4 protein-coding genes are annotated in these 26,392 nt (G+C 55.6%); all 4 read left to right on the top strand.

All coding sequences use genetic code 11. The features are described 5' to 3' along the window. The first annotated feature begins 89 nt into the window (after positions 1–89). The 4 genes from AB3N00_RS24825 (at position 90) to AB3N00_RS24810 (ending at position 26,382) form a co-directional block, all read left to right on the top strand. Positions 90–8,393, top strand: coding sequence for an SDR family NAD(P)-dependent oxidoreductase (locus AB3N00_RS24825; RefSeq protein WP_413036955.1), 8,304 nt, complete (start codon positions 90–92; stop codon positions 8,391–8,393). Between the two features lie 295 nt (positions 8,394–8,688). Next, a complete protein-coding gene (locus AB3N00_RS24820; protein ID WP_413036954.1) occupies positions 8,689–24,933 on the top strand; it encodes an SDR family NAD(P)-dependent oxidoreductase in 16,245 nt (5,414 codons plus the stop codon). Beyond that, positions 24,930–25,178: an acyl carrier protein gene (locus tag AB3N00_RS24815; protein ID WP_413036953.1), complete on the top strand. Its 249-nt coding sequence runs from the start codon at positions 24,930–24,932 to the stop codon at positions 25,176–25,178. The genes AB3N00_RS24820 and AB3N00_RS24815 overlap by 4 nt, the downstream gene beginning before the upstream one ends. Next, on the top strand, positions 25,156–26,382 hold the full coding sequence (locus AB3N00_RS24810; RefSeq protein ID WP_413036952.1) for a beta-ketoacyl synthase N-terminal-like domain-containing protein: 1,227 nt from the start codon (positions 25,156–25,158) through the stop codon (positions 26,380–26,382). Before AB3N00_RS24815 ends, AB3N00_RS24810 begins: the two co-directional genes overlap by 23 nt. Positions 26,383–26,392: the final 10 nt, after the last annotated feature.

Genomic DNA, 26,392 nt, shown 5'->3' with positions numbered 1-26,392 from the left:
AAAGCGCTCCTCTTCCTATTCCGTGAAGAGGAGCGTTTTTTTATGTAAAAGATAGGAAAGCAAATCACCTGATTTGAGGGGGCAAGATCATGAACCGGTATCTACAGGCAAGAGCAGGAGACATCATCACCGTCTATCCGCAGAAGCATTCCTCCATTGTGGAACAGATCCGCGAGGAGTTCGTGTTTGATGACGCCACTCTCCTTCGCATCTGGGCGGAAGGCAGCCGTGATCGCGAAGAAGTGGATGAGCTCCTCTGTCGTCTGCTCGGGGCGCACCTGCGCGAACTGGGACTGCATCCGCTCAAGAATCCGTCTCGCGGATTCTTGGGCGACTTATATAACAAGTGGTACGAAGAAAGCCTCGCCCTCTTGACTCGTTATGCGCATCTCAGCTTCGACGAATCCTCGGAAAAGCTCTGGCAGGAGTGGGAGGCGAGAAAATCTCGATGGCTGGAAAAAGCGGAACTCCAGGCACAGGTCGTGCTTGTCGAGACGACGATGCGTGCTCTGCCGGATATTCTTACGGGCAAGCTGGCGGCAACGGACATCCTGTTCCCTGATGCCTCAATGAAGCTGTTAGAGGGCGTGTATAAAAACAACGTGATCTCTGACGGCTACAACAAAGCACTGGCCGACACGGTGGTCCTTTACCTGCATGAGCGTTTGAAAAACGAACCGGCTGCGCGCATCCGCATCTTGGAGATCGGAGCGGGAACCGGCGGGACAAGCGCGATGGTGTTTGACAAGCTACAACCGTATCAGCAGCACATCGAAGAATATTGCTACACGGACATCTCCAAGGCGTTTTTACTCCATGCCGAACGAGAATATTCTCTCAAGGCTCCGTATCTGACTTATCGAGTGTTCAATGTGGAGGAGCCAATCGCCACGCAGGGATTGAACGCGGGGGCGTATGATCTCGTGTTGACGACCAACTGCCTACATGCCACTAAAAACATTCGCCAGACCTTACGCAATACCAAGGCTATTTTAGCTAAAAACGGACTGTTGCTACTCAACGAGATGAGCCGTAATTCGGTGTTCACACACCTGACCTTTGGCTTGCTCCATGGATGGTGGCGGTATGAGGATTCTGAGCTGCGCATGCCGGGTTGTCCGGGTTTGACTCCGGAAGTCTGGTCCTCAGTGCTGAAAGCGGAAGGATTCCGCGTGGTCGATCATCCGGCGCAAAAGGTGCTAGATCTCGGCCAGCAGATCATCGTGGCGGAAAGCGACGGCGTGGTGCGACAGAAGCAGGGGCAAGTGCAAGCGGCGATGGCCTTCACGGCAGCGAAGTCGTCGAAAACGAAGATGCCAGTTGTGTTGAGAGAAACGGACTTGACTCCGGCCTCCGAGGTAACGGAAGCGCTGATCGAGGAGCGGGTGAAGGACGCGATCAAGGACCAGCTCGTCTTATCGCTAAAAGTGGATCGGGATAGGATTGATTCCGACAAGTCGTTTGCCGATTACGGTCTGGATTCGATCACGGGTGTTCATCTGGTGCAGGCGCTGAACGACAAGCTACCGGTCGAGTTGAAGACGACGAACCTATTCGATTACAGCTCAGTCAACCAACTCGCTATCTACATGCTCCGGCAATTCAAAGAAGCCCTTACCACAGCATTCAATCCCGCTGAGCTTCAAACATCAGCGTCGACCTCAGTGACTGGAATCGCAAATGACCCTGCAATTGCAAATACAATTGCATCGGCAGCAACATTGGTGAAAGCGGCAAAAGCCCAAGCTGACGTTCAGCAAGGCGATCAGGAACGTGTTCGAGAAGGCGGTCGAGTTGGGGAGCAAGACGATTCAGGGAAAAAAATCTCTGAACAAGGAGGAGAGCTTGATGCGATTGCGATCATCGGCATGAGCGGGCGTTTTCCGAAGTCAGGGGACTTGGACGAACTATGGGAGCATTTGGCGAACGGAGACGATCTCGTTGGCCCGGTGACGCGATGGGATCTTCGCTCTTATCATGCGGAAGGAAAACGCTTTTGTAACGAAGGTGGCTTCCTCGATGACATTGACTGCTTCGATCCACTATTTTTCCATATCTCGGGAGTTGAAGCGACGTACATGGACCCACAGCAGCGTTTTTTCCTCGAAGAGTCTTGGAAAGCACTCGAAGTGGCCGGTTATGCCGGCGATGCGGTCAAAGGAGCTTCCTGCGGGGTGTATGTCGGGATCAACGGAGGCGATTACCAGCAGTCGATGGTTGAACAGGCACCGGCACAAGCGATGTGGGGCAATGCCACCTCTGTAATTCCGGCGCGCATCTCGTATTTTTTAGATCTTCAAGGCCCGGCCGTCGCGGTCGATACGGCTTGTTCGAGTTCACTTGTCTCCATTCACTTAGCTTGCCAAGGGTTGCGGTTAGGTGAGACGAACATGGCGCTTGCCGGCGGCGTTTTCATCCAGAGCACGCCTCGTTTCTACTTGACGGCGGAGCGTGCGAACATGCTCTCAGCAACGGGGCGTTGTCACACATTCGATGACCAGGCGGATGGATTTGTGCCAGGAGAAGGTGTTGGGGTCGTCGTCCTCAAACGATTGAAAGACGCGCTCGCAGACCGAGATCATATCTATGGCGTGATTCGAGGTTCAGCGCTCAACCAGGACGGCACGACGAACGGAATCACCGCTCCCAGCGCCAATTCACAAGAACGTTTGGAGCGCAAAGTCTATGAGGCACATGGGATCAACCCGGAGCAGATACAACTGGTTGAAGCGCACGGAACGGGAACGAAACTCGGAGATCCAATTGAGTTCGACGCCTTAAACCGTGCCTTCCGCGCTTACACGGACCATAAGGAATACTGCGCGATCGGTTCGATCAAAACGAACATCGGACACGCAGCTGCTGCGGCCGGGGTTGCTGGGGTCCTAAAAATCCTGCTCGCACTGGAACACAAGCAATTGCCACCCTCGATTCATTTTGATGCGTGGAATGCAAACATTGAGCAACAAGGCAGCCCGTTCTATGTGAACACCAAGCTGCGGCACTGGAGCATCGAGCCAGGGAGCAAGCGCCGGGCGGCGATCAGCGCTTTCGGGTTCAGTGGCACCAATGCGCATATGGTGATTGAGGAAGCGGCTGAGCCCATTCGCACGTCGATTGACAGAGGTGGGCATATGATCGTATTGTCCGCTCGAACCCCCGAACAGCTTCGCAAGCAGGTGCAGAATCTGATCGACTTCTGCGATAAGGAACCGATTGCGGACTGCGGCAACATTAGTTACACCTTGCTCGTCGGCCGCAGGCATCTTACTCACCGCTTGGCCTGCGTAGTTCGCGATGTGCCGGAATTGGTCAAGTCGCTGAAAAAATGGCAGGAGACGGGGAAATTTGCTGGTGTGCATCACGGCGAGTTGATTGAGAGTGAACTTCGGGAACAGCCGTCGCTCAAACGATACGGGAACCAGTGCATCGAAAACTGTCGCCATACTGCCCAAGGGGAAGACCTGCTTGAACAGCTCGCGGCTGTGGCCGATCTATATGCACAAGGCTATATGCTGGAGTACGGACGCCTGTTTGAAGGGCTGCCCTATGCGCGCATCCCACTGCCAACATATCCTTTTGCCAAGGTGAGATATTGGAAGCCGGAGGGTTCGGCACAGTCTTTCGCGAAAGCGGTCGGCACAAATTCCGCTACGTTGCATCCGTTGCTTCACGAAAACATTTCGGTACTGGAAGAGCAGCGCTATGCGTCTGTTTTCACAGGAAAAGAGTTCTTCCTTGCCGATCATGTGATCAACGGACAGCGGATTCTGCCTGGCGTAGCTCACCTGGAAATGGTTCGCGCAGCTCTTGAGCTGGCATCAGAAGCGTGTGAAGCAGGAAGCGCATGGAGCATGCAGCATGTGGGCTTCGCAAGCCCGATTCTCGCAGGTAACGGGTCGGTGGAGATTCAGGTTAGGCTGCGGATGGAAGAAGCAGACGTGGTTTCCTTTGAAGTCAGAGACGGACGGGGGGCTGTCGTACACAGCCAAGGCCGGACGAGATGCCTGGGTAAGGTAGATTCTCCTATCGTCGATCTCGCCAACCTGCAAACGGCCTGCACGCAGAATCGAATTAGTGCTTCCGAGCTGTACGAGCTCTTCCGCCAAGCCGGGCTGGACTATGGGCCGGCACACCAGGGGATCGAGAGCTTGTCGATCGGAACGGGACAGGTGCTGGCGAAGTTGTCGCTGCCCGATTGCGTGGCTGATACAGAAAGTCACTACGTTCTGCACCCGAGCCTCATGGACGCAGCGCTGCAGGCCGCGATCGGCCTGATACTCGGCACTATGTCATTCAAACCGCTTGTGCCCTTCGCATTGGAGGAAGTGGAGATATATGGCCCATGCACGCCCTCGATGTGGGCCGTGGTGCGCCGAAGTGAAGGCAGCACAGCGGAAGACAAGGTGCAAAAGTTCGACGTGGACACTTGTGACGAAAATGGTCAGGTGCGTGTGCGCTTGAAAGGCTACACTTCGCGTGTTCTGGAAGATGGAGCAGGGGGGCGCACGCAGGGAGCGCACTTGCTGAAGCCGAGTTGGAAGCAGCAGGGCATCGTGCAGAAGACGGCCCTTCCGGTCCTGTCGCAGCATCTGGTATTACTTTGCGAGTTGCCGGCACCTTCCGTGCTGGGCGGGCAAGTTGTAGCGCTGCAGTCAGATCGCAAGGACATCGTTGAGCGCTACCAAGTGTATGCGGTACGCGTGTTCGAAGAAATTCAGACCCTTTTGCGTAGTAAGCCACAGGACAAGGCACTGGTGCAAGTTGTGGTGCCTGCCGACGGAGAAGGTCAGGTCTTCAGCGGTCTTGCCGGACTGCTTCGCACTGCACGCCGCGAAAACCCGAACCTAATTGCGCAGCTGATCGAGGTCGAAGATACGGAAGAATTGGAACACAAGCTTTTGGAAAATCGCCATTCCCTGGAAGAAGACCGCATCCGCTACCGATTTGGGCAGCGCTGGGTGACTTCTTGGGGACTGGAGGAAGAGTCGCAGCAGACGTTCCACATTCCGTGGCGGGATGGCGGTGTCTACCTTCTGACAGGCGGTGCTGGAGGAATCGGTTTGATTTTTGCTAAAGAGATCGCAAGCCAAGTCAAGGCTCCGCGACTGATTCTCACCGGGCGCTCCCCCCTGGGCCTGCAACAGCAAGCAGCTCTGCAGGAGTTGATGGACCTCGGCGCGCACATCGAGTACCTACAGGTCGATGTGACGCGAGAAGAGGCGGTCGCCAACCTGTTTGAAGAGATCCGGACGCGGTACGGCACCCTCCAAGGCATCCTGCACGGAGCGGGTGTGATCCGCGACAATTTCATCATCCACAAGAACGTGCAGGAGATGAAGGATGTGATGGCTCCCAAAGTGAGCGGATTGGTCCACCTCGACCGTTTGAGCATCGGGCTGCCATTGGACTTCTTCGTGCTGTTCTCCGCTGTGGCCGGTTGCCTCGGCAATCCGGGGCAGGCCGATTATGCAGCGGCCAACGGATTCTTGGATGCTTATGCTGCTGAGCGCAATCGTTTGCTTGCTCGAGGGCAACGCCAAGGCCAAACACTTGCGATCGACTGGCCACTTTGGCAAGACGGTGGAATGCAGGTGGATGCAGAGACGGAGCAATGGATGAGAGAGCATATGGGGATGTTTCCGCTGGAGAGCCGCAACGGGATTCGAGCTCTCTATCGGGGCTTGGCCATCGGGTGCGATCAGCTGATGGTGCTGCAAGGCGACCTTGTTCGGATCACGGAGAAGCTGTACCCGCTGTTCCCTGAAGTTGCTGCCCGCCCGGTTCACAGCGTGGCTGGCCATGTGGAAGCGAGAGTGCTGCAGATCGCCTCGGACTTACTGCAGGTCAGACCTGATGAACTGGATGCCGAGGCCGAGTGGCTGGACTACGGGATCGATGCGTTCCTGATGAATGAGCTGGCTGATCATCTTAACGAGGAATTCGGCCTGAATCTGAAGCCAAGCACCTTCTCGGAACTGCCGACGATCCAGAAAGTGATCGACCTGCTGACAGGCGAAACCGACAAACAGGTTCCCGCAGTTCCGCTCTCGACTACTAAGGAAGAGGCGGTTCTGGACAACGCAGCGGCCGTTTTTTTAAAAAAGCAGCTGTCCTCCGTCCTGGGTGTTCCGGCTGAGAGCATCGAAGGGTCTGCGCCGCTGGAAGTTTATGGCATTGACTCGATCATGGTAATGGAGTTGACGCGTCAATTGGAAAAAACGTTTGGTGCGTTGCCGAAAACGCTGTTCTTCGAGTACCAGAACATTCGCGATCTGACCAGGTACTTTTTGAAAAATCACCGTGCTCATCTGAATGACCTGCTTGAGGTTGAGGAGCCACCGGCAGATCCTGCATTGGTTTTGGCGTCAGCACCTGGGCGGAAGGCTGTTGCGCCAGTTCGCGAGGCGGTCAAGGAGCCGACCAAACAGAGCGGTGCGCTCGACATTGCGATCATCGGCCTGTCAGGGCGCTACCCGCAGGCGGATGATTTGGAGGCATTTTGGAACAATTTACGCGAGGGTAGGGACTCGATCACTGAGATTCCAAAGGAGCGCTGGGATCACAACTCGTATTATGACCCGGATCGCAGCAAGCGTGGCAAGACATACAGCAAGTGGGGCGGGTTCGTGCGCGATGTCGACAAGTTTGACCCGCTGTTCTTCAACATCGCACCTCGGGAAGCTGAGATGATGGACCCGCAAGAGCGTCTGTTCCTGCAGTCCGTGTATGAGGCGATGGAAGATGCGGGCTATACCCGCGACACGCTCGTGTCAGGCGGGGAATCGGGCGAGGAGCGAAATGTAGGTGTTTACGTCGGGGTAATGTACTCAGAGTATCAGCTCTACGGAGCGGAGGAGACGCTGAGGGGCCGTCCGATGGCTTTGTCGGGTAACCCGTCGTCGATCGCCAACCGTGTATCCTATTTCTTCAACTTGCATGGCCCGAGTCTTGCGGTCGATACAATGTGCTCCTCGTCGCTAACGGCAATTCATCTGGCGTGCCAGAGTCTGGAGCAAGGCGACTGCGAGCTTGCTGTGGCCGGAGGGGTCAACTTATCTTTACATCCGAACAAGTACTTGATGCTCAGCCAAGGCAAGTTCGCGTCAAGCAAAGGGCGGTGTGAGAGCTTTGGCGAAGGGGGCGACGGGTACGTGCCTGGTGAAGGCATCGGCACTGTGCTGCTCAAACCGCTCGCCAAGGCGTTGGAGGACGGCGACCAGATCTACGGCGTGGTCAAGGGTACGGCGGTCAATCACGGCGGCAAGACCAATGGCTACTCCGTTCCAAATCCGAATCTGCAAGCTCGCGTGATAAGACGAGCGTTCAAAAAAGCGGGCATTCTCCCGCGCTCCCTCTCTTACTTGGAAGCGCACGGCACGGGAACGACGCTCGGTGACCCGATCGAGATTTCTGGATTATTGAGAGTCTTCCAAGAAGACACGGCAGACACGCAATTCTGCGCGATCGGATCAGTCAAATCGAACATCGGTCACTGTGAGAGTGCCGCTGGCATAGCGGGCCTGACCAAAGTTCTGCTGCAGATGAAGCATCGTCAGTTAGTGCCGTCTCTACACGCTGAAGTACTGAACTCGAACATAGACTTTGGTCAGACGCCGTTCGTAGTGCAGCGGGAATTGGCGGAGTGGAAGTGCCCACTGCTGGAGGTGGACGGCGAGCTTTGTGAATTTCCACGCATTGCTGGCATTTCCTCGTTCGGAGCAGGAGGTTCCAATGCGCATATTGTGATCGAGGAATATGTGCCGGAGGTATCACCGCGATCGGCTGCCCATATCGAGCAGAACCGTCCGGCTCTGCTTGTGCTGTCCGCTAAAGACGAACAACGTCTGCACAAGCAGGTGCTGCGCCTGCAAGAGGCGATCGACAGACAGGTAGTGACGGATGACACGCTCGCCGATGCGGCCTATACCTTGCAGGTAGGGCGCGAAGTGATGGAAGAGCGTCTTGCTGTGGTGGCAACCTCCGCACAGGACCTGCAGCAGAAGCTGTCCACCTATCTGCAAGGGCGTTCGGCGCTTGGCGCGGTCTTCCGCGGTCAGGTCAAAGGCGCGACGGATAGCTCGCTGTCGTTCTCTGCGGATCAAGATCTGCAGGAACTCGTGACGAAATGGTGGGAGAGAGGCCAGCTTTCCAAGCTGGCCGACCTCTGGGTCAAAGGTTTGAGTGTGGAATACGGTTCTTTGTATGGCACGGAGAGACGGCGCCGTCTCTCGCTACCGACCTATCCGTTTGTCCGTGAGAGATGCTGGGCCGTGGAGGGGCCGAATTTTGACGAAGGGTTCTATGAGCAGATTCTGGACGAGATGGTAGAAGAAGAGATTACCCTCGAAGAAGCCCTTCTGAAAATCAGCAGCGCCATGATCCTGAATTGATCTCTTGACTAAATGAATGTTGCGAGATTAGTATTAGATATAAGATGGTAAATGTTAGCATGATTGAAACAATCTCCTTATTGGCATTCCAATCGATGTTGCGGCGCGTTGGAGGGGTAAGGGGTATATCCGTTTATATTTTGTCGTGTGATTGTGTGGGCAGATGACATGGGAAGAGTATGTCCACATGACATATTTTCATAGTAGAACCTAAGAAAAGGGAGGAGCGATCCTCCCTTTTTTCTATTTTATGAGAGAAATTCGAAAAGGAACGCCGAAGCACGAGGAGGCACATATGAAAGATTTCCTGCAGAAACTATTATCTGAAGTGAAACACAATCGTTTGTCCAAATCCGAAGCGATAGATATGATTCGAGATGCACAGGTGGCAAACATAAATGAGTCTGTTTCTGAATTGTTGACCTATGAAGAAGTCTGGAAGGAGCAAAAGGTGACCGAGGGAACGCCGTTTCGTGCGTACAAGCTGGTCTGCTTCCTGACAGAGCCAGAGCATCAGCAAGTGGTCATGGAAGCGATGAAGGCTGTCGATGATCACGCACAGGTTGCGTTCGTCACCATCGGGGAGAGCCTTCAAGACATACTTGGCGATGGGAGGCAGGATTGGCAACAGGTGGACGCCGTGCTGTACCTCTATCCGGTGGAGGATGCGAGCTTCCGTCAGGACCCGGCTGCACTCATTCCTCTTGTCCAAGATCTGGCGAAATCGAATGTGCAGGCCAAGCGATTGCTGTTCGTCGGTTCTTATGCCAACGAGTTGGAGCGCTGTCATCTGGAGTCGTGGATCGCGCTGACCCGCTCGTTACGACTCGTACTGCCGCTGACGCAAGCAGCCATGTTCATTCAAGAGGGAGAGGTCTCGCTCGCAGCGTGCCTGCCGAAGATTTTAAAAGAACTGCAAGCGCCGGCTCTCTCCAGCGTTCTTTACCGATCCGGCAAGCGACATGTCTGCTCCGTGAAGCCAACCGATTTGCAAATGGGCGAATTGAAGGTGAGAACAGGGGGCACTTATCTGATCACCGGAGGATGCGGTGGGCTTGGGTATTTACTTTCGGAATATTTTGCGAAAAAAGGTCCGGTCAAGCTGATCCTAACTGGCCGATCTGAGATTGACAATGAGAAGCAGGCCAAGATCCGTGCTTTGGAACAGCTGGGTTGCCAAGTCCTGTATGTGCAAGCGGATGTCTGCGATGCGGATGCGATGCGAACTGGGCTTGCACAAGTTCGTGAGCAGTTTGGCCCGATTCATGGCGTTGTACATGCGGCGGGTGTCACTAGCGACCGGACCATCATTGAGAAAGATGCGGAGAGTTTCAAGCGCATCCTCGACCCAAAAATCAGGGGAACCCAAGTGCTTGATGAGCTGTTCGCAGACGAAGAGGCGTTGGAGTTCGTCTGCTACTTCTCGTCGTCTTCGGCGATCCTGGGTGACTTTGGTTCGGGTGACTATGCGCTGGCGAACCGGTTCCAGATGGCCTATGCAGCTATGCGTAACGAACTGGGACGTCCTGGTAAGACGCTGGTGATTAACTGGCCTCTTTGGAGAGAAGGAGGCATGGGGCTAGAAGATGAGGAGAGCGCCAAGATCTATCTGAAAACGAGCGGTCAGCGCTTTATAGAAGTGGAAGAAGGGCTGGCGATGTTCGACCTTCTTCTCTCTCAGGAGCGAACGCAGCATCTGGTCATGGCCGGAGAGCGTCGTCGAGTCGAGCACTTCCTCAGCCTGTCGCAGTCGGAGCCTTCGAAAGACCCGACCTTGCAAGCGGTCCTTTCTTCCGGCTCCGGAAGATGTCCAGAGATGAAGGGATTCACGGTGGCACAATGCTTGACGTGGGAGCTACAAGAAATGATCGGCAGAATTCTAAAGGTCTCGCGGGACAAGTTGGACGTGGGAACGAATTTGGCCGATTTTGGCTTTGAGTCAGTCAGCTTGGCCGAACTTGCCGCTGCGATGACGAAGCATTTTGGCGTGGAAATCTCCCCTGCGGTCTTTTTCGGGCATTCGACGATTCAAGCGCTGGTCTCACATTTGGAGAGCGAGCATGGGGAAGTTGTGAGAGCCTTCTATGCGACGGAGCGAGTGCAGCCTGAGCGTGTGGAGAAACAGCCGGAATCGTCTCTTGAGGACACTATTGCCGAAGCGGCGACAACAGAGACCTCTGGAGCGGGACCGGAGCCAATTGCAATCATCGGGATGAGTGGGCGCTTCCCGCAGGCACGCAACATCGACGAACTATGGGATATCCTTGCTGAAGGACGGGATGCGGTCACCGAGATTCCGGATGACCGTTATGACTGGAGGGAGTATTATGGCGATCGCAGCCGCAGCAAATGGCTAGGGGCGATCCCGGGCGTGCGGGAGTTCGATCCGCTGTTTTTTGAGATCTCGCCGCTGGAAGCCGAAGCGATGGATCCGAAACAGCGCCTGCTCCTGCAAGAGGCCTGGCGGGCGCTGGAAGATGCGGGATTGGGTAAGCGACATCTGAACGAGAGCAAGATCGGTATGTTCGTCGGCGTGGAAGAAGGCGACTATCAGACACTGTCTCAAGGAGAGGATACGAGCATTACCTCGAACCATAACGGGATTCTTGCGGCGAGACTGCCGTATTTCCTGAACTTTAGCGGCCCGGTGATGGCGATCAATACCGCCTGCTCCTCCGGATTGGTGGTAGCCCATCAGGCCTGTTTGAGCCTGCGAAATGGGGAGTGTGACGCGGCGGTGGTCGCCGGCGTGAACTTGCTGCTGACGCCGGCCGCTTACATAGGCATGACGGAGGCCGGCATGCTGTCGGAGGATGGCAAATGCAAGGCGTTTGACAACGGGGCGAATGGTTTGGTGCCGGGGGAAGCCGTGGCAGTGGTCGTGCTTAAGCGGCTCTCGCAAGCACTGGCGGACGGCGACCCGGTCTACGCGGTCATCCAAGGCAGCGGCGTGAATTATGACGGCAAGACGAACGGCATCACGGCGCCAAACACCGTAGCACAGGCAAATCTCGTACAGGATGTGTATGAGCAGAACGAGGTAGACCCGGAAGAGATCGACTACATCGTGACACATGGCACCGGCACGAAGCTCGGGGACCCGGTCGAGGTTCATGCGCTGCAGGACGTCTTCAAGCGCCGTACGCAAAAACGCGGATATTGTGCGCTGACTTCGACCAAGACCAATCTGGGACACACATTTGCAGCATCAGGTTTGGTCAACCTGATCAGCTTGATTCAGGCGATGCGACATGAGACTATCCCGGCAAGCCTGCATTGCGAGACAGAGAATGAGTACATCCGTTGGGAGAACAGTGCCTTTTATGTTAACAAGACGAGCAAGCCGTGGACTAAGCGGGAGGGCGCAGGCCGTGTGGGAGCGTTGAGTTCGTTCGGCATGAGCGGAACCAACGCGCACATGGTCGTCCGCAGTTTTGAAAAGGTCGGGATTACCGGACCCCAGGACTCTCATTACCTGCTCACCTTTTCGGCGAAAACGGATGAAGCGTTGCAAGAAAAACTGCAAGACATGATCGCAATGCTGGAGACCAATCCGGGTGTGGCAGGCAGTCTTGCGCAGATCAGCTACACGTTGCTGGAAGGACGTCAGCATTTTGCCCATCGTCTGGCGGTCGTGGTGCAAGATGTGCAGGAGATGCTGCGCGTTCTGAAACAGGCGCGGGAAGGTGTGCAAGATGTCAACGTGTTCCGCGGTAAAGTGGCGCGCGAGAAGGCTGGAGAGCCTACCCTACAGGAGCAGTCGTTGGAGCTGGCAGGTAAGAGCCGCGAATTGGCAATGAACCCTGCGGCCTATCAGAAGCACCTTCGTACACTTGCTAGTCTGTATTGCCAAGGTGGCGAGATCGCGGGAGACGCGTTGTTCGGCGCAGAAAGACCTACGCGCACGAACCTGCCGACCTACCCATTCTCTCGGGAAGAATACTGGGTTGCACCGATAGCGCATGCCACCCCTCCTCCGACGGCGTCGCAATTACATCCGCTTTTGCATCGGAACACTTCTGATTTTGCGGAACAGCGCTTTTCATCGACGTTCACAGGAGCGGAGTTCTTCTTGACCGATCATGTGGTCAAGGGGCAGAAGGTGCTGCCGGGCGTAGCCTATCTGGAGATGGCCCACAAGGCCGTCGAGCAGGCGGCTGGCCTGAAGGATGTTCGCCTGCGCAATGTGGTCTGGGCGCGGCCGATCCTTGTCGGCGAAGAACCTGTCGAAGTGCACATTGCCCTCTTCCCGGAGGCGGACGGGGAGATTGGATATGAGATCTACACCTTGGAAGACGGGGAGGAGATCGTGCACAGCCAAGGACGAGCTGTACGGAATACACCGGAGGAAGAAGCGCCGAGGTGGAACCTGAAGCAACTGCAAGCATCCTTCGTGCAGGGTCAGTACGGGGCAGCAGAATGTTATGATTTTTTCCGTACGATGGGTATGGAGTACGGGCCTGCCTATCAGGGCATCGAGCAAGTGCAGGTTGGGGAAGGGGGCGTGCTGGCTGGATTGAAGATGCCGTCCGTCGTCACTGACTCGCTGGCCGACTACCTTGTGCATCCGAGCCTTGCGGATGCGGCCTTACAATCAGCCGTCGGGTTCCTAATCGGGCAAGAGATCTTCAAGCCGGCACTGCCGTTTGCGCTGCAGGAACTGAATGTTTTCGGACCGTGTGAAGCTGAGATGTGGGCGCTCGTTCGATACAACACGGACAGCCGGCCAGAAGACAAGGTGCGAAAGCTCGATGTTGACCTCTGCGACAAGCAAGGAAACGTTCGAATCCGTCTCAAAGGGTATACCTCCCGCGTTCTGGAAGCTGGAGCGATTGCGGCAGATGAGAAGGCCGTTGTGTTGGAGAAGCTCGTGGAAACGAGCCGGGAAGAGGTAGCGACTTCAAGCGCGGACCCCTTGCAGGAGAGAGTGATCGCGTTTCTCAAAGAGCAGGTTTCCACTGTATTGAAATGGCCTGTAAGCCGCCTTGATGCGGATGCGCCGCTTGAACAGTATGGGATTGATTCCATGCTGGTGATGAAGCTGACCAACCAGTTGGAAAAAACATTTGGCTCTCTGCCCAAGACGATCTTTTTTGAGTACCAAAACCTCCGAGACCTTGCTGGGTACTTTCTCGAATCGCATCGAGCGCAACTGGTACGGCTGACGGGGGGCGAGGAACCAGCACAGGACGCTACGCCGGCCCGCAAGTCTACGGTCAAGGAGGCGCCGGAACGGACGACGCTGGTCAGCAGTCGACGACAGCGGTTCGCTTCGATGACGAATGCACAAGAAGAGGTAGCGAATGGCAGGCTGGACGTCGCGATCATCGGTGTCTCCGGACGCTATCCGGGGGCGCGAAACCTTCAGGAATTCTGGGACAATCTACGGGACGGCGAGGATTCGATCACGGAAATTCCAAATGACCGATGGGACTACAGCCTCTATTTTGACCCGGACAAAAACAAGGCGGGCAAGACGAACAGTAAATGGGGAGGGTTTATAGACGGCGTGGATCAATTCGATCCGTTGTTCTTCAACATCTCCCCGCGCGAGGCGGAGCTCATGGACCCGCAGGAGCGATTGTTCATGCAGACCGTCTATGAAGCGATGGAAGACGCCGGTTATACCCGCGAGATACTCGCCAAACAACGTGGGATGGGGCTTGACGGCAACGTCGGGGTCTATGTCGGCGTGATGTACGAGGAGTATCAGCTGTATGGCGCACAGGAGACTTTGCTTGGCCGCCCGATCGCGCTGGCGGGAAGTCCGGCCTCGATCGCCAACCGGGTGTCGTATTTCTTCAATCTGCACGGGCCGAGTCTTGCCATCGATACGATGTGTTCGTCTTCGCTGACGGCGATTCATTTAGCCTGCCAGAGCTTGCAACAAGGTGGTTGCGAGCTGGCAATTGCAGGCGGTGTCAACATCTCGATTCACCCGAATAAGTACATTTTGCTCGGCCAAGGCAAGTTCGCGTCGAGCAAAGGGCGATGCGAGAGTTTTGGCGAAGGGGGCGACGGGTACGTGCCGGGCGAAGGCGTTGGCGCGGTGTTGCTCAAGCCGTTGTCCAAAGCGATGGAAGACGGCGATCAGATCTACGGTGTGATCAAGGCGACGGCGATCAACCACGGGGGAAAAACCAACGGGTATACCGTCCCGAACCCGAATGCGCAAGCGAATGTGATCGAGCAGGCGCTGCGGCAGGCAGGGCTTGACCCGAGCATGGTCTCCTACATCGAAGCACACGGAACAGGTACCTCGCTTGGCGATCCGATCGAGATCGCAGGCTTGACCAAGGCTTTCCAGGCCAACACAAACGCCAAACTGCAATCCTGTGCTATCGGCTCGGCCAAGTCGAACATCGGGCACTGTGAGAGTGCGGCGGGTATTGCCGGCGTTACGAAGGTGCTGCTGCAACTGAAGCACCGTCAACTCGCGCCTTCGCTGCATGCCAAGGTGCTCAACCCGAACATCGACTTTGACGCGACCCCATTCGTCGTTCAGCAGGAGCTGGCGGAGTGGAAACGCCCGTTGGTGGAGATTGACGGTCAGGTTCGTGAAGTGCCCCGCATCGCTGGCATCTCTTCGTTCGGGGCGGGTGGTTCCAACGCGCATGTGATCATCGAGGAGTACGTTCCCGCAGAGTCGCTGCGCACGCCTGTTGAGGTGTCGCCACAGAATCCCGTGCTGCTTGTGCTGTCGGCCAAAAATGAACACCGCCTGCGTCAACAGGCGGAGAACCTGCTCGCCGCACTGCAGGAGGGACGATTCGCAGACAAAGATCTCGCGGACATGGCCTATACTTTGCAGGTGGGACGAGAAGCGATGGAAGAGCGTCTCGCCGTAGTTGCAGGATCGGTAGAGCAGCTGGTTCGCAAACTGGAGGCACTTATCACTGGACAGGAAGAGATCAGTAAACTATTCCGAGGGCAGGTAAAGGGCAACCGAGACACCTTCTCGCTCTTCGCCGCAGATGAAGAGCTACAGGAAGCGATTGATAAATGGATTCAGCGCCGCAAACTGTCCAAGCTGGCCGACCTGTGGGTCAAGGGCCTGGCGCTCGATTGGAGCAAGTTGTGGGGCGATGAATTGCCACGGCGTATCAGCTTGCCGACCTATCCGTTTGCCAAACAGCGTTGTTGGGCACCGCAGCTAGAACGTCCATCTGTCGTTCGAGCAGACTTGACGACGGATGCGCTTCATCCGCTTTTACATCGGAACACATCCGATTTTTCCGAACAGAGATACAGCACGAGCTTGACGGGGGAGGAGTTTTTCCTCGCCGATCATGTGGTGAAGGGACAGCGTGTTCTGCCGGGCGTTGCCTATCTGGAGATGGCGCGCGCCGCCGTCGAACTGGCGGCCGGAGCTCTCGACGAGGAGACGGAATTCCTTCGACTACAAAATGTGGTCTGGACGCACCCTGTCAAAGTTGGTGAGCAGCCTGTCGAGCTACACATCGGACTGTGCGAAGAGGAAGATGGCATGATATCCTACGAGATCTTCAGCGGCGTTGAATCGAACATACACAGCCAAGGGCGTGCTGTTGTGAAGAGCAAGAAACAGGTGGACCAGTTGCCTGTTGAGGAGTTGAAGGCAGCATGCAGCATGCGTGAGATTAGCGTGTCAGAATGCTATGAGAACTTTGCCGCGATGGGCTTGGAGTATGGTCCAGGGCAGCGTGCGCTTAATCAGTTGCAGGTCGGCGACGGGCAGTTACTGGCTCGTTTGACACTACCGTCTAGTTTGACGGGTACCGATTCGCAATACGTTCTGCACCCGAGCCTGATGGATGCAGCTTTGCAGGCGGCGATAGGGTTCCAGCTCGGCGTGGCACCGCTGAAGCCAGCGCTTCCGTTTGCGTTACAGGAGCTTGACATCTATGCTCCTTGCTCGATTTCGATGTGGGCGCAAGTTCGCTACAGCGAGGGGTGCAAGCCAGGGGATAGCATACAGAAGCTCGACATTCGCCTTTGTGATGAGCAGGGCAACGTGTGTGTGCACATGAAGGGCTTTTCCTCTCGCGTGCTGGAGAATCAGGACGACACGGACGCGTTTGAAACGCTCATGCTGGCACCGCATTGGACGGAACAGGCGCACGAACAGCAAGAGGAGACGGTCTATGCGGATCATCTTGTGCTGTCCTGCGAGTGCGAAGTTGACGTGCAGGGCGCGCGCTGCATAATGTTGCAAGCGGATGAGAGGGACATCGAGGTACGTTTTGAAGCTTATTCGTTGCAGGCGTTGGAGGAGATTCAGCGCATCTTACAAGGCAAGCCTAAGGGCAAGGTGCTGGTTCAGATCCTCGTGCCGGCTCATGCGGAACAACTTCTTCTCGCCGGGCTGTCAGGTTTGTTGAAAACCGCCCAGATGGAAAATCCGAACTTGATTGGACAGTTGATCGAAGTCGATGAGCTCGAGGCCGTTGAGCAGAAGCTGCTGGCAGATCGCAACAGCAGAAAAGAAGATCGCATTCGATATCAGGGAAGCTCGCGACAAGTGGCGGGCTGGTGCGAAGTCCGTTTATCCGCAGATGCCCCATCACCATGGAAAGAGGGTGGCATTTATCTCATCACCGGGGGTGCGGGTGGTCTTGGACTGGTGTTCGCTAAGGAGATCGCCACACAGGCTCCGGGTGCAACGCTAGTGCTCACAGGTCGATCCGTGCTGAACGAATCTCAACGGGATACGCTGTCCGAACTGGAGTCTCTGGGGGCACGCGTGGTGTACAAGCGGGTGGATGTGACCGATCGAGCTGCAGTCGAGAATCTGTTTGCCGAGGTGCGGGCGAATCATGGTATCCTGAACGGCATCCTGCACAGCGCCGGGGTGATCCGAGACAGCTTCATCATCAAAAAAATAGCGACGGAACTGACGCAAGTACTGGCACCGAAGGTTCGCGGGGTTGTAAACCTTGATGTCGCAAGTCAAGACATAGCCTTGGACTTCTTTGTTTTGTTCTCTTCGCTGTCCGGGGCCCTTGGCAATCCGGGGCAAGCCGACTATGCGGCGGCAAATGCGTTCATGGATCAGTACGCGGCGCATCGCAACAGACGGGTGGCCGCCGGGGATCGTCTTGGCCGAACGCTGTCGATCAACTGGCCGCTCTGGAAAGAGGGTGGCATGCATGTGGATTCGGAAACCGAGAAGATGATGATGCAGAACCTCGGCATGATCCCGTTGCGCACCAAGAGCGGACTTCGCGCCCTCTATGAAGGCTTGGCATCGGGTCAGAACCAATTGCTGGTGATCGAAGGAAAAACGGAGCGAATCAAGAAGAAACTGCTGCCTACATCTTTCTTTGCCTTGCCGTCCTCTATCGCTGTTGCTGTCGATGACAATCTGGATAGCATGAACCTGCGAGAGCACGTGTTGGGACTGCTGGCTCAGACGGTTTCCCGTCTGCTCAAGGTCGACGCAGAAGAGCTGGATGCAGATGCAGAGCTGAGCGATTATGGTTTTGATTCGATCACGCTAACCGAGTTTGCCAACGATCTAAACGAGGTGTATAAGTTGGACCTGATGCCGACGATCTTTTTCGAGCATCCAACTCTACATGAGTTTGCCGGTTATTTGGCCGATAAATTCCGAGATGTATTCGCCTCGCGCTTGACGACTCCTTCCTCCCAGTCTGCTCATGTGCAAACGGAAACTGTACTGTCGGAAGACGCAGCGCACCTGTTGCAAGAAGCGACACCGACTCGGGCGACGAGACAAAAGCGTCGTCCGCGTGCCGCTGTGGTGCACCAGGCACAATCAGCGGTAACAGAGCCGATCGCCATTGTGGGGATGAGCGGGGCCTTCCCGCAATCCCGCGATATGCAGGAGTTCTGGCATAACCTCGTGGAAGGCATCGACTGCATCACCGAGATTCCTCCGGAACGCTGGGATTGGAGAGCCTATTTTGGCGACCCGAAGAAGGAAGACAATAAAACGAACATCAAGAGGGGCGGTTTTCTCGACGAAACCGATAAGTTTGATTCGCTCTTCTTTGGCATTTCGCCGCTTGAAGCCAAGCTAATGGACCCTCAGCAGCGTCTTTTGATGACCTATGTCTGGAAGGCGATCGAGGATGCGGGCTATTCGGCACAGAGCCTGTCGGGCAGCAAGACGGGGATTTTCGTCGGAACGGGGAGCAGTGGGTACAGCGGACTGATCGCTCAGGCGAACTTCCCAATTGAAGGGTACTCGTCCACAGGCGTCGTGCCCTCGGTCGGACCGAACCGCATGAGCTATGCCCTGAACTTTCACGGCCCGAGCGAACCAGTGGAGACCGCATGTTCAAGTTCGCTTGTCGCCATCCACCGCGCCGTCAGCGCGATGCAGAACGGCGACTGCGACATGGCTGTCGTCGGCGGTGTGAACACGATCGTAACCCCGGAGGCGCACATCAGCTTCAACAAGGCCGGTATGCTATCTGAAGACGGTCGCTGTAAGACGTTCTCGGATGCGGCGAACGGCTATGTGCGCGGCGAAGGGGTCGGCATGCTCGTTTTGAAAAAGCTATCGTTTGCCGAGCGGGACGGGGATCATATCTACGGCTTAATTCGCTCGACTGCGGTCAATCATGGGGGGCGCGCGAACTCGCTGACAGCTCCCAACCCGAAGGCCCAAGCGGACCTGCTGATCAACGCGTACGACAAAGCTGGCATCGACCCGCGGACCGTCACCTACATCGAGGCGCACGGAACAGGCACGGAATTGGGCGATCCGATTGAGATCAACGGATTAAAGAGCGCGTTCCAAGAGTTATATAGAAGAACAGGGACAGAAGATATAGAGAGCGTTCACTGTGGGTTGGGTTCAGTTAAAACGAACATCGGCCACCTTGAACTTGCGGCCGGCATTGCAGGCGTGATCAAAGTGCTGCTGCAGCTCCGTCACCGGACGCTGGCACCTACGTTACATTGCGAAACGGTCAATCCCTATATCCGACTGGAGGACAGCCCGTTCTATCTCGTCCGGGAGGCGAAGCGATGGGAGGCACTGCAGAACGAAGCAGGCTATGAGCTGCCGCGACGTGCGGGCGTCAGTTCCTTCGGATTCGGCGGCGTCAACGCGCATGTCGTAATCGAGGAGTATCAGCCGAAGGAGCAGTCGAAATCGAAGACGGATGCTTCCAACGAGCACCCGGTTGTCATCGTGCTGTCAGCCAAAAATGAACAGCGCCTGCATGAACAGGTGCGACAACTTTGCAACGTTATGGTCGCGCAGGACTTTGCTGACAAAGACCTCACATCCATCGCTTACACGCTGCAAATTGGGCGCGATGCAATGGAAGAGCGCCTGGCGATGGTCGTCACGTCGGTTGAAGAGATGGGGCGCAAATTGCAGGCGTTCTTGCAAGGGCAAACCGGGCTGAACGATGTCTGGCGAGGAAAGGTCAAACGCGGCAATGCGCACTCGGCCGAAGCGGCCGCTCATCCGGAATCACGAGAGCAGATCGCCGAACACTGGGTGAAGGGCCAGTTTTCTGACTGGAACCGACTTTACGGCGAGAACCGACCGCGCCGTCTCAGCCTGCCGACCTATCCGTTCGCAAAGGATCGTCACTGGATTTCGCAAGGGCAGGATCCTTATGAAGGGCAAATGTTTGAACCGATCTGGACCGAACAGTCTGTGGTCCTGCAATCTTCACTACCGTCTCTCACGCAGCATCATGTGCTGCTGTGCGAGGTCGAGGCGAAGCTCGATTCGTTGCAGTATCGCGTCCTACAAGCTGGATCCGCTGCGCTTGCAGAACGATTCCAAGGGTATGCGGCCCAGGTCTTCAAGGAGATTCAGTCCCTTCTGCAAGATAAGCCGAAGGGCAAGGTGCTGATACAGATTGTTGTACCGTCACAGACTGATTCGCAGCTATTCACTGCGCTGTCCGGCATGTTGCGAACGACACAGTTGGAGAATCCGAACTTCATCGGGCAAGTGATCGAAGTGGAATCTGGTGCAGGGCTTGAAGGGAGACTGCAAGAGAACCTGCACGCTTTAAAAGAGGACCATATCCGCTATCAAAACGGCAAGCGATTTGTTGCTGAGTGGCGAGAAGTGGAGATCGACCAAGAGTGCGTCCCGGTTCCGTGGCGTTCAGGAGGCATCTACCTGCTTACGGGCGGCGCTGGTGGGATTGGGATGATCGTCGCCGAGGAGATCGCACAGCAGGCCGCCAACCCGACCTTGATTCTCGCGGGCCGATCCCCACTGTCGGAGATTGGTCAGGCCCGACTGCGGAAACTACGAGGTATGGGCGCGTGCGTGGAATATCGACAAGTCGACGTGAGCTCTGCTCCTGAGGTGTTACTCCTGATAGAAGGCATCTGTGAAAAATATGGCCACATTCACGGCATCTTGCATGGTGCGGGTGTAAAACGGGATCAGTTCATTTTCAAGAAAACACAAGAGGAGCTGGCCGAAGTGTTGGCTCCCAAGGTTGCAGGTCTTGTGCATTTAGATGCGGCCACCAGAGGCCTGAACCTTGACTTCTTCGTGCTCTTCTCCTCCGTCGCAGCTGTCTTCGGCAATCTCGGACAGGTCGACTACGCGACTGCAAACGCATTCCTTGATGCCTTTGCGAACTCTCGCGGCGGACGCTTCTTGTCCATTAACTGGCCTCTGTGGCAAGAGGGCGGAATGCGCGTTGATGAAGAGGCGGAAAGGCTGCTGCTGCAACGCATGGGGATGATCCCTATGCGAACTCAAACTGGGTTGCAGGCCTTGTACCGCGGTCTGGCAATCGGCAAGGATCAGGTGATGGTATTGGAAGGCAAACGTGCACAAATTAATCAGACCTTGCACTCGGAACCGATTGATGCAGCGTCCGTTTCCTTGACGTTGGTTCTGCCGCCGCTCGAAGCAGCCCTGCTGCGCATGGTTTCCGAGTTGCTCAACGTGAAGGAAAACGAGATCGATCCGGATGCCCAACTGATGGAATACGGCTTCGATCCGTACCTGTTCAGCGAACTGGCGCAGAAGATCAACCGTCAATACGGACTAGTACTCACGCCCGCTTCGCTCTATGAGACCACGCTTCGTCAAGTAACAGAACGCATCGAAGCACGCGTAGACAAAAATGTAGCCGCAGAGGTCGTCACTCCTGCCAAGGAGCAAGACGCTGCACTGCGGGCCAAAACCTTGCATGCGCTGAAAGTTCTTTTCAGCAAGACCACCGACATCAGCGCTAACCAGTTGGATGCCGAAGAACCTCTGGAGAGCTACGGGATCGATTCGCTGATGATCTCTAAACTCAATCAGAAGCTCGCTGTGATCTTTGGCGATCTGTCCAAGACGCTCTTTTTCGAATACCGCACGCTGGGCGCGCTGGCCGACTATTTTGTCGAGGAAGAACAGATGGCCTGCCAGCGGTGGACGGGGTATGAACCATCCGTCGTATTAGATGCATCTGTTGCACAGCCACCGGCAAGACCAGTCGAACGGATCGCGTCTGTAACGTCGACGAAACCAAACGAGCGCGAACCCATTGCGATCATTGGGATCTCCGGCCGGTATCCCAAGTCTCCTTCACTTCAGCACTTTTGGGAGAATCTAAAAGCGGGCCGAGACTGCGTCTCCGAGGTTCCGAGTGAGCGCTGGTCGCTGGATGATTTTTATCTTCCAAATCAAGACGAAGCAATGAGACAAGGCAAAAGTTACAGCAAATGGGGCGGTTTTGTAGACGGATTCGCAGACTTCGACCCGCAGTTCTTCAACCTGTCGCCCCGAGAGACGATTAACATCGATCCGCAGGAGCGCCTCTTCTTGGAAGAGAGCTGGAAGGTGCTGGAGGATGCCGGATATTCCAAGCAGCGAATCGCGGACCAGCACGAAGGCCGCGTCGGGGTGTTTGTCGGCGTGACCAAAACTGGTTTTGAGCTGTATGGACCGGAACTGTGGAAGCAAGGGGAGAAGATCTTTCCACGCACTTCTTTTGCTTCAGTTGCGAACCGCGTGTCGTATTTCCTCAACCTCAACGGGCCGAGCATGCCGGTGGATACGATGTGTTCCTCTTCGCTGAGTGCGATTCACGAAGCTTGCGAGCACTTGTATCGTGGGGACTGCGAGATGGCGATCGCGGGCGGAGTGAATCTGTACCTGCATCCTTCCACCTACGTTTTTCTCAGTGCGCAGCGCATGCTCTCGACGGATGGACAGTGCAAGAGTTTCGGGCTGAACGGCAACGGATTTGTGCCGGGCGAAGGTGTGGGTGCAGTATTGCTCAAGCCGTTGTCGCAAGCGCTTGCGGATGGCGATCAGATTCATGCGCTGATCCGAGCTTCCCGTGTGAACCACGGCGGAAAGACTAACGGGTACACCGTGCCCAACCCGACTGCGCAAGGTGACCTGATCTTCGAGACCTTGGAGCAGGCTGGGCTCAACGCGCGGCAAGTCAGCTACATTGAAGCTCATGGCACGGGCACAGAGCTCGGCGATCCGATCGAGATGACCGGGCTGACACAAGCTTTCCAACGTCATACGAAGGACACTGGATTCTGCGCGATCGGTTCGGTGAAGTCGAATATCGGACATTTGGAAGCTGCAGCTGGCATCGCAGGACTGGCGAAGATCGTCATGCAGATGAAGCATGGCCAGCTTGTGCCGAGCCTGCATGCGCAAGAGTTGAACCCGAACATTCAGTTTGGAAAAACGCCGTTTGTAGTGCAGCAGGAGCTGACCGACTGGGAACCTTCGGCGGCAGAGATCGATGACAAAGTACAGGAAGGTCCACGCATCGCAGGTCTGTCCTCTTTTGGTGCAGGGGGTGCCAATGCACACATCCTTATCGAAGAGTATAGACCTGAGCAAGCGTCTGGGACGCAAGCACGGGTCACTCCGCAGAACCCGGCTGTGATCATACTGTCGGCTCGGCAGGAAGAGCAGCTTCGCCAACAGGCTCTACAACTGCTGGCAGCCGTCGAGGACGGACAAATCACGGAGGACAATTTATCCGATGCGGCATACACGCTGCAGGTGGGACGAGAACCGATGGAAGAGAGACTAGCGCTGGTCGTTGGCTCTCTACAAGAGATGATTGACAAGCTGAAGCTCTATGCAGCTGGCGAGACAGGCGTAGAAGACCTGTATCGCGGGCAATTCAGACGTAACAATGAGGATCTGATGTTATTTGCCACCGATGAAGATATGGCGCTGACGATTGAAGCGTGGATTGCAAAGCGCAAGTTCGGCAAACTCCTTTCCTTGTGGGTCAAGGGATTGACCTTAGATTGGAAAAAGCTGCACGGTGCACACAGGCCACGCCTGATCAGTCTCCCGTCATACCCGTTCGCCAAACAACGCATCTGGCTTCCGTCGATCCGTGTAGCATCGGCAGCATCATTAGGATCGGATAGCGAACTCAACCCGATTGGGCCGGATAAAGCGTCGTCGAATCGTTCCGGGAGATCGAACCGTTCCGTCCGAACGAGCGGGATCGCACTGCAGCCACTTTCAGCTGTCCGAAAGACATCTTCGGAACGATCAACACCCCGTCGACCGATCCAACTGTCACCTGTAGGTCAAGCGACGATGACTCCGGCCCCTGTGGACATCAAAATGATGCCTGCACTGTCTGTTCCGGCCTGTCTCCCTGTGGATTCTTTGCAAAAAGAGCTGCAAGCAACCCTGGCCGAAGCACTGTTCTTGCAGCCGAGTGACGTGGACGTGAACAAGGCATTCGTGGACATGGGGCTTGATTCCATCGTCGGTGTGGAATGGGTTCGCGTAATCAACCAGCAGTACGGCACGGACATTTCGGCGACCAAAGTCTATGACTACCCGACCGTCCAAAAATTGGCCACCTATCTGTCGAAATTCTTGAAGGCGCAGCCGAGCGAACCAATTCAGCCAGAGATTAAAAATGCGATACAGATCCCCTGTGACCCATCCGCAAAGACGTTGCAAGAAGAATTGCGCAACAGTCTAGCAGAAGCGCTGTTCCTACAGCCAAGCGACATTGACCTCGACAGGAAATTCGTGGACATGGGGCTTGACTCCATCGTGGGTGTGGAATGGATTCGAGTGATTAATCAACAGTACGGCACGGACATTCCGGCGACCAAAGTCTATGACTACCCGACCATCCGTGAATTGGTCACCTATCTGTCAAAATCCCGGAAGGTACAGCCGAGCGAATCAATCCAGCGTGAAATTAAAAATGCGAGCGAGATCCTCAATGTCCCGTCCATAGAGGAGTTGCAAGAAGAACTGCGCACGAGTCTAGCAGAAGCGTTGTTCCTGCAGCCAAGCGACATTGACCTCGACAGGAAGTTCGTGGACATGGGGCTTGATTCCATCGTGGGTGTGGAATGGATTCGCATAATTAACCAGCAACATGGCACAGACATCTCGGCAACGAAAGTCTACGACTATCCAACTCTTCGCGAATTCGCCGCCTATTTGAGTAAACAGCTGCACGAGCATCCTATCGAGGAACAGCCGGCAACGGATCTTTCCATAGATGAACTGCTCTTGAAAGTGTATGAAGGGAATCTCGACAGTGAACAAGCCGATCAATTGCTTCAGCAGTTCAAAATCAAGGAGGAAGTAAAATGACCAAACAAGAGATATTTGAAGTCGTCGTTCGTAATACGTGTGAAGTGCTCCCGGAGCTAGAAGGTCATACCTTCCAACCGACGGACCAACTGGCCAATCTTGGAGCGAATTCAGTAGATAGGGCGGAGATTGTCATGATGACCATCGAAGAGCTGGACCTGAAGATCCCGCGCGTCGAGCTGTCCACGGCGAAAAACATCGGTGAACTGGTCGAGGTCCTCTATGGCAAGCTCCAGACCGCCTGAGTTGCTCATCACAGGTCTTGGCATCACCTCGGCCATCGGGCAGGGTAAGTCGGATTTTACCTCTGCTCTGCTGGCAGGCCGGCATGCGTTCGCTGTGATGCAACGCCCGGGCAGACAAAAAGGAACCTCCTTCATCGGAGCGGAGGTTCCTTCTTTGTCTCTTCCGGAGCGTTTTACCAAACGTCTGTTGCGCACGCTCTCTTTTTCTGGGCAAGTGGCACTGGCCACCTTGCAAGAGGCGTGGGACGAAGCGAAGCTTAGCACGGTCGATCCGTACCGTATCGGCCTTGTGGTAGGCGGTTCCAACCTACAGCAGCGGGAACTGCTGCAGACGTATCATTCCTACGGAGACCAGCTTGATTTTCTGCGTCCGACCTACGGACTCTCTTTTTTAGACAGCGACCTCACGGGATTGTGTACTGAACAGTTTGGCATACGCGGGTTCGGTTACACGCTCGGAGGAGCTTCGGCCAGTGGGCAGTTGGCAGTCTTGCAGGCCTGTGAGGCGGTTCGTTCGGGACAAGTTGATGTCTGTCTCGCGATGGGAGGATTGATGGATCTGTCCTATATGGAGCTTCAGGGATTACGGGCACTCGGCGCGATGGGAAGCGACCGTTATGCCGACGAACCAGCTCGGGCATGCCGTCCGTTTGATAAAGGACGCGACGGTTTCATTTACGGAGAAGGATGCGGATTCATCGTGATCGAACGTGAGGAACATGCGATTCAACGGCAGGTAAGGCCATACGCGAGCGTGATCGGCTGGGGCCAGGCGATGGATGCCAACCGGAACCCGAATCCCTCGTGCGAGGGAGAAGTTCGAGTGATCCGACAAACGCTTGAACGAGCGGGCCTGTCACCTGAGGAGATCGACTACATCAACCCTCATGGAACGGGATCGGGAATCGGCGATGAGACTGAATTGCAGGCTCTGCGCGAATGCGGGCTGTTTGCGGCGCGCATCAACGCTACCAAGTCGATTACGGGCCACGGGCTGACGGCTGCCGGGGCTGTGGAGATCATCGCCACGTTGCTGCAGATGAGAGCGTCTCAACTGCATCCCACCCGCAACTTGGAGGACCCGATGGACGTCGAGTTCAACTGGGTGCTTGGAGAAGCGGAGCCACATGACATATACAGAGCCCTCAGCCTGAGCATGGGATTTGGCGGCGTGAACACCGCCATCTGTTTACAACGAGTATGAGGAGGACAAC

The organism is Paenibacillus xylanilyticus, assembly GCF_047246825.1.
GTDB classification, from domain to species: domain Bacteria; phylum Bacillota; class Bacilli; order Paenibacillales; family Paenibacillaceae; genus Paenibacillus; species Paenibacillus xylanilyticus_B.
The sequence above is the reverse complement of the archived record's forward strand: the minus strand, read 5'-3'. Positions and strand labels throughout refer to the sequence as shown.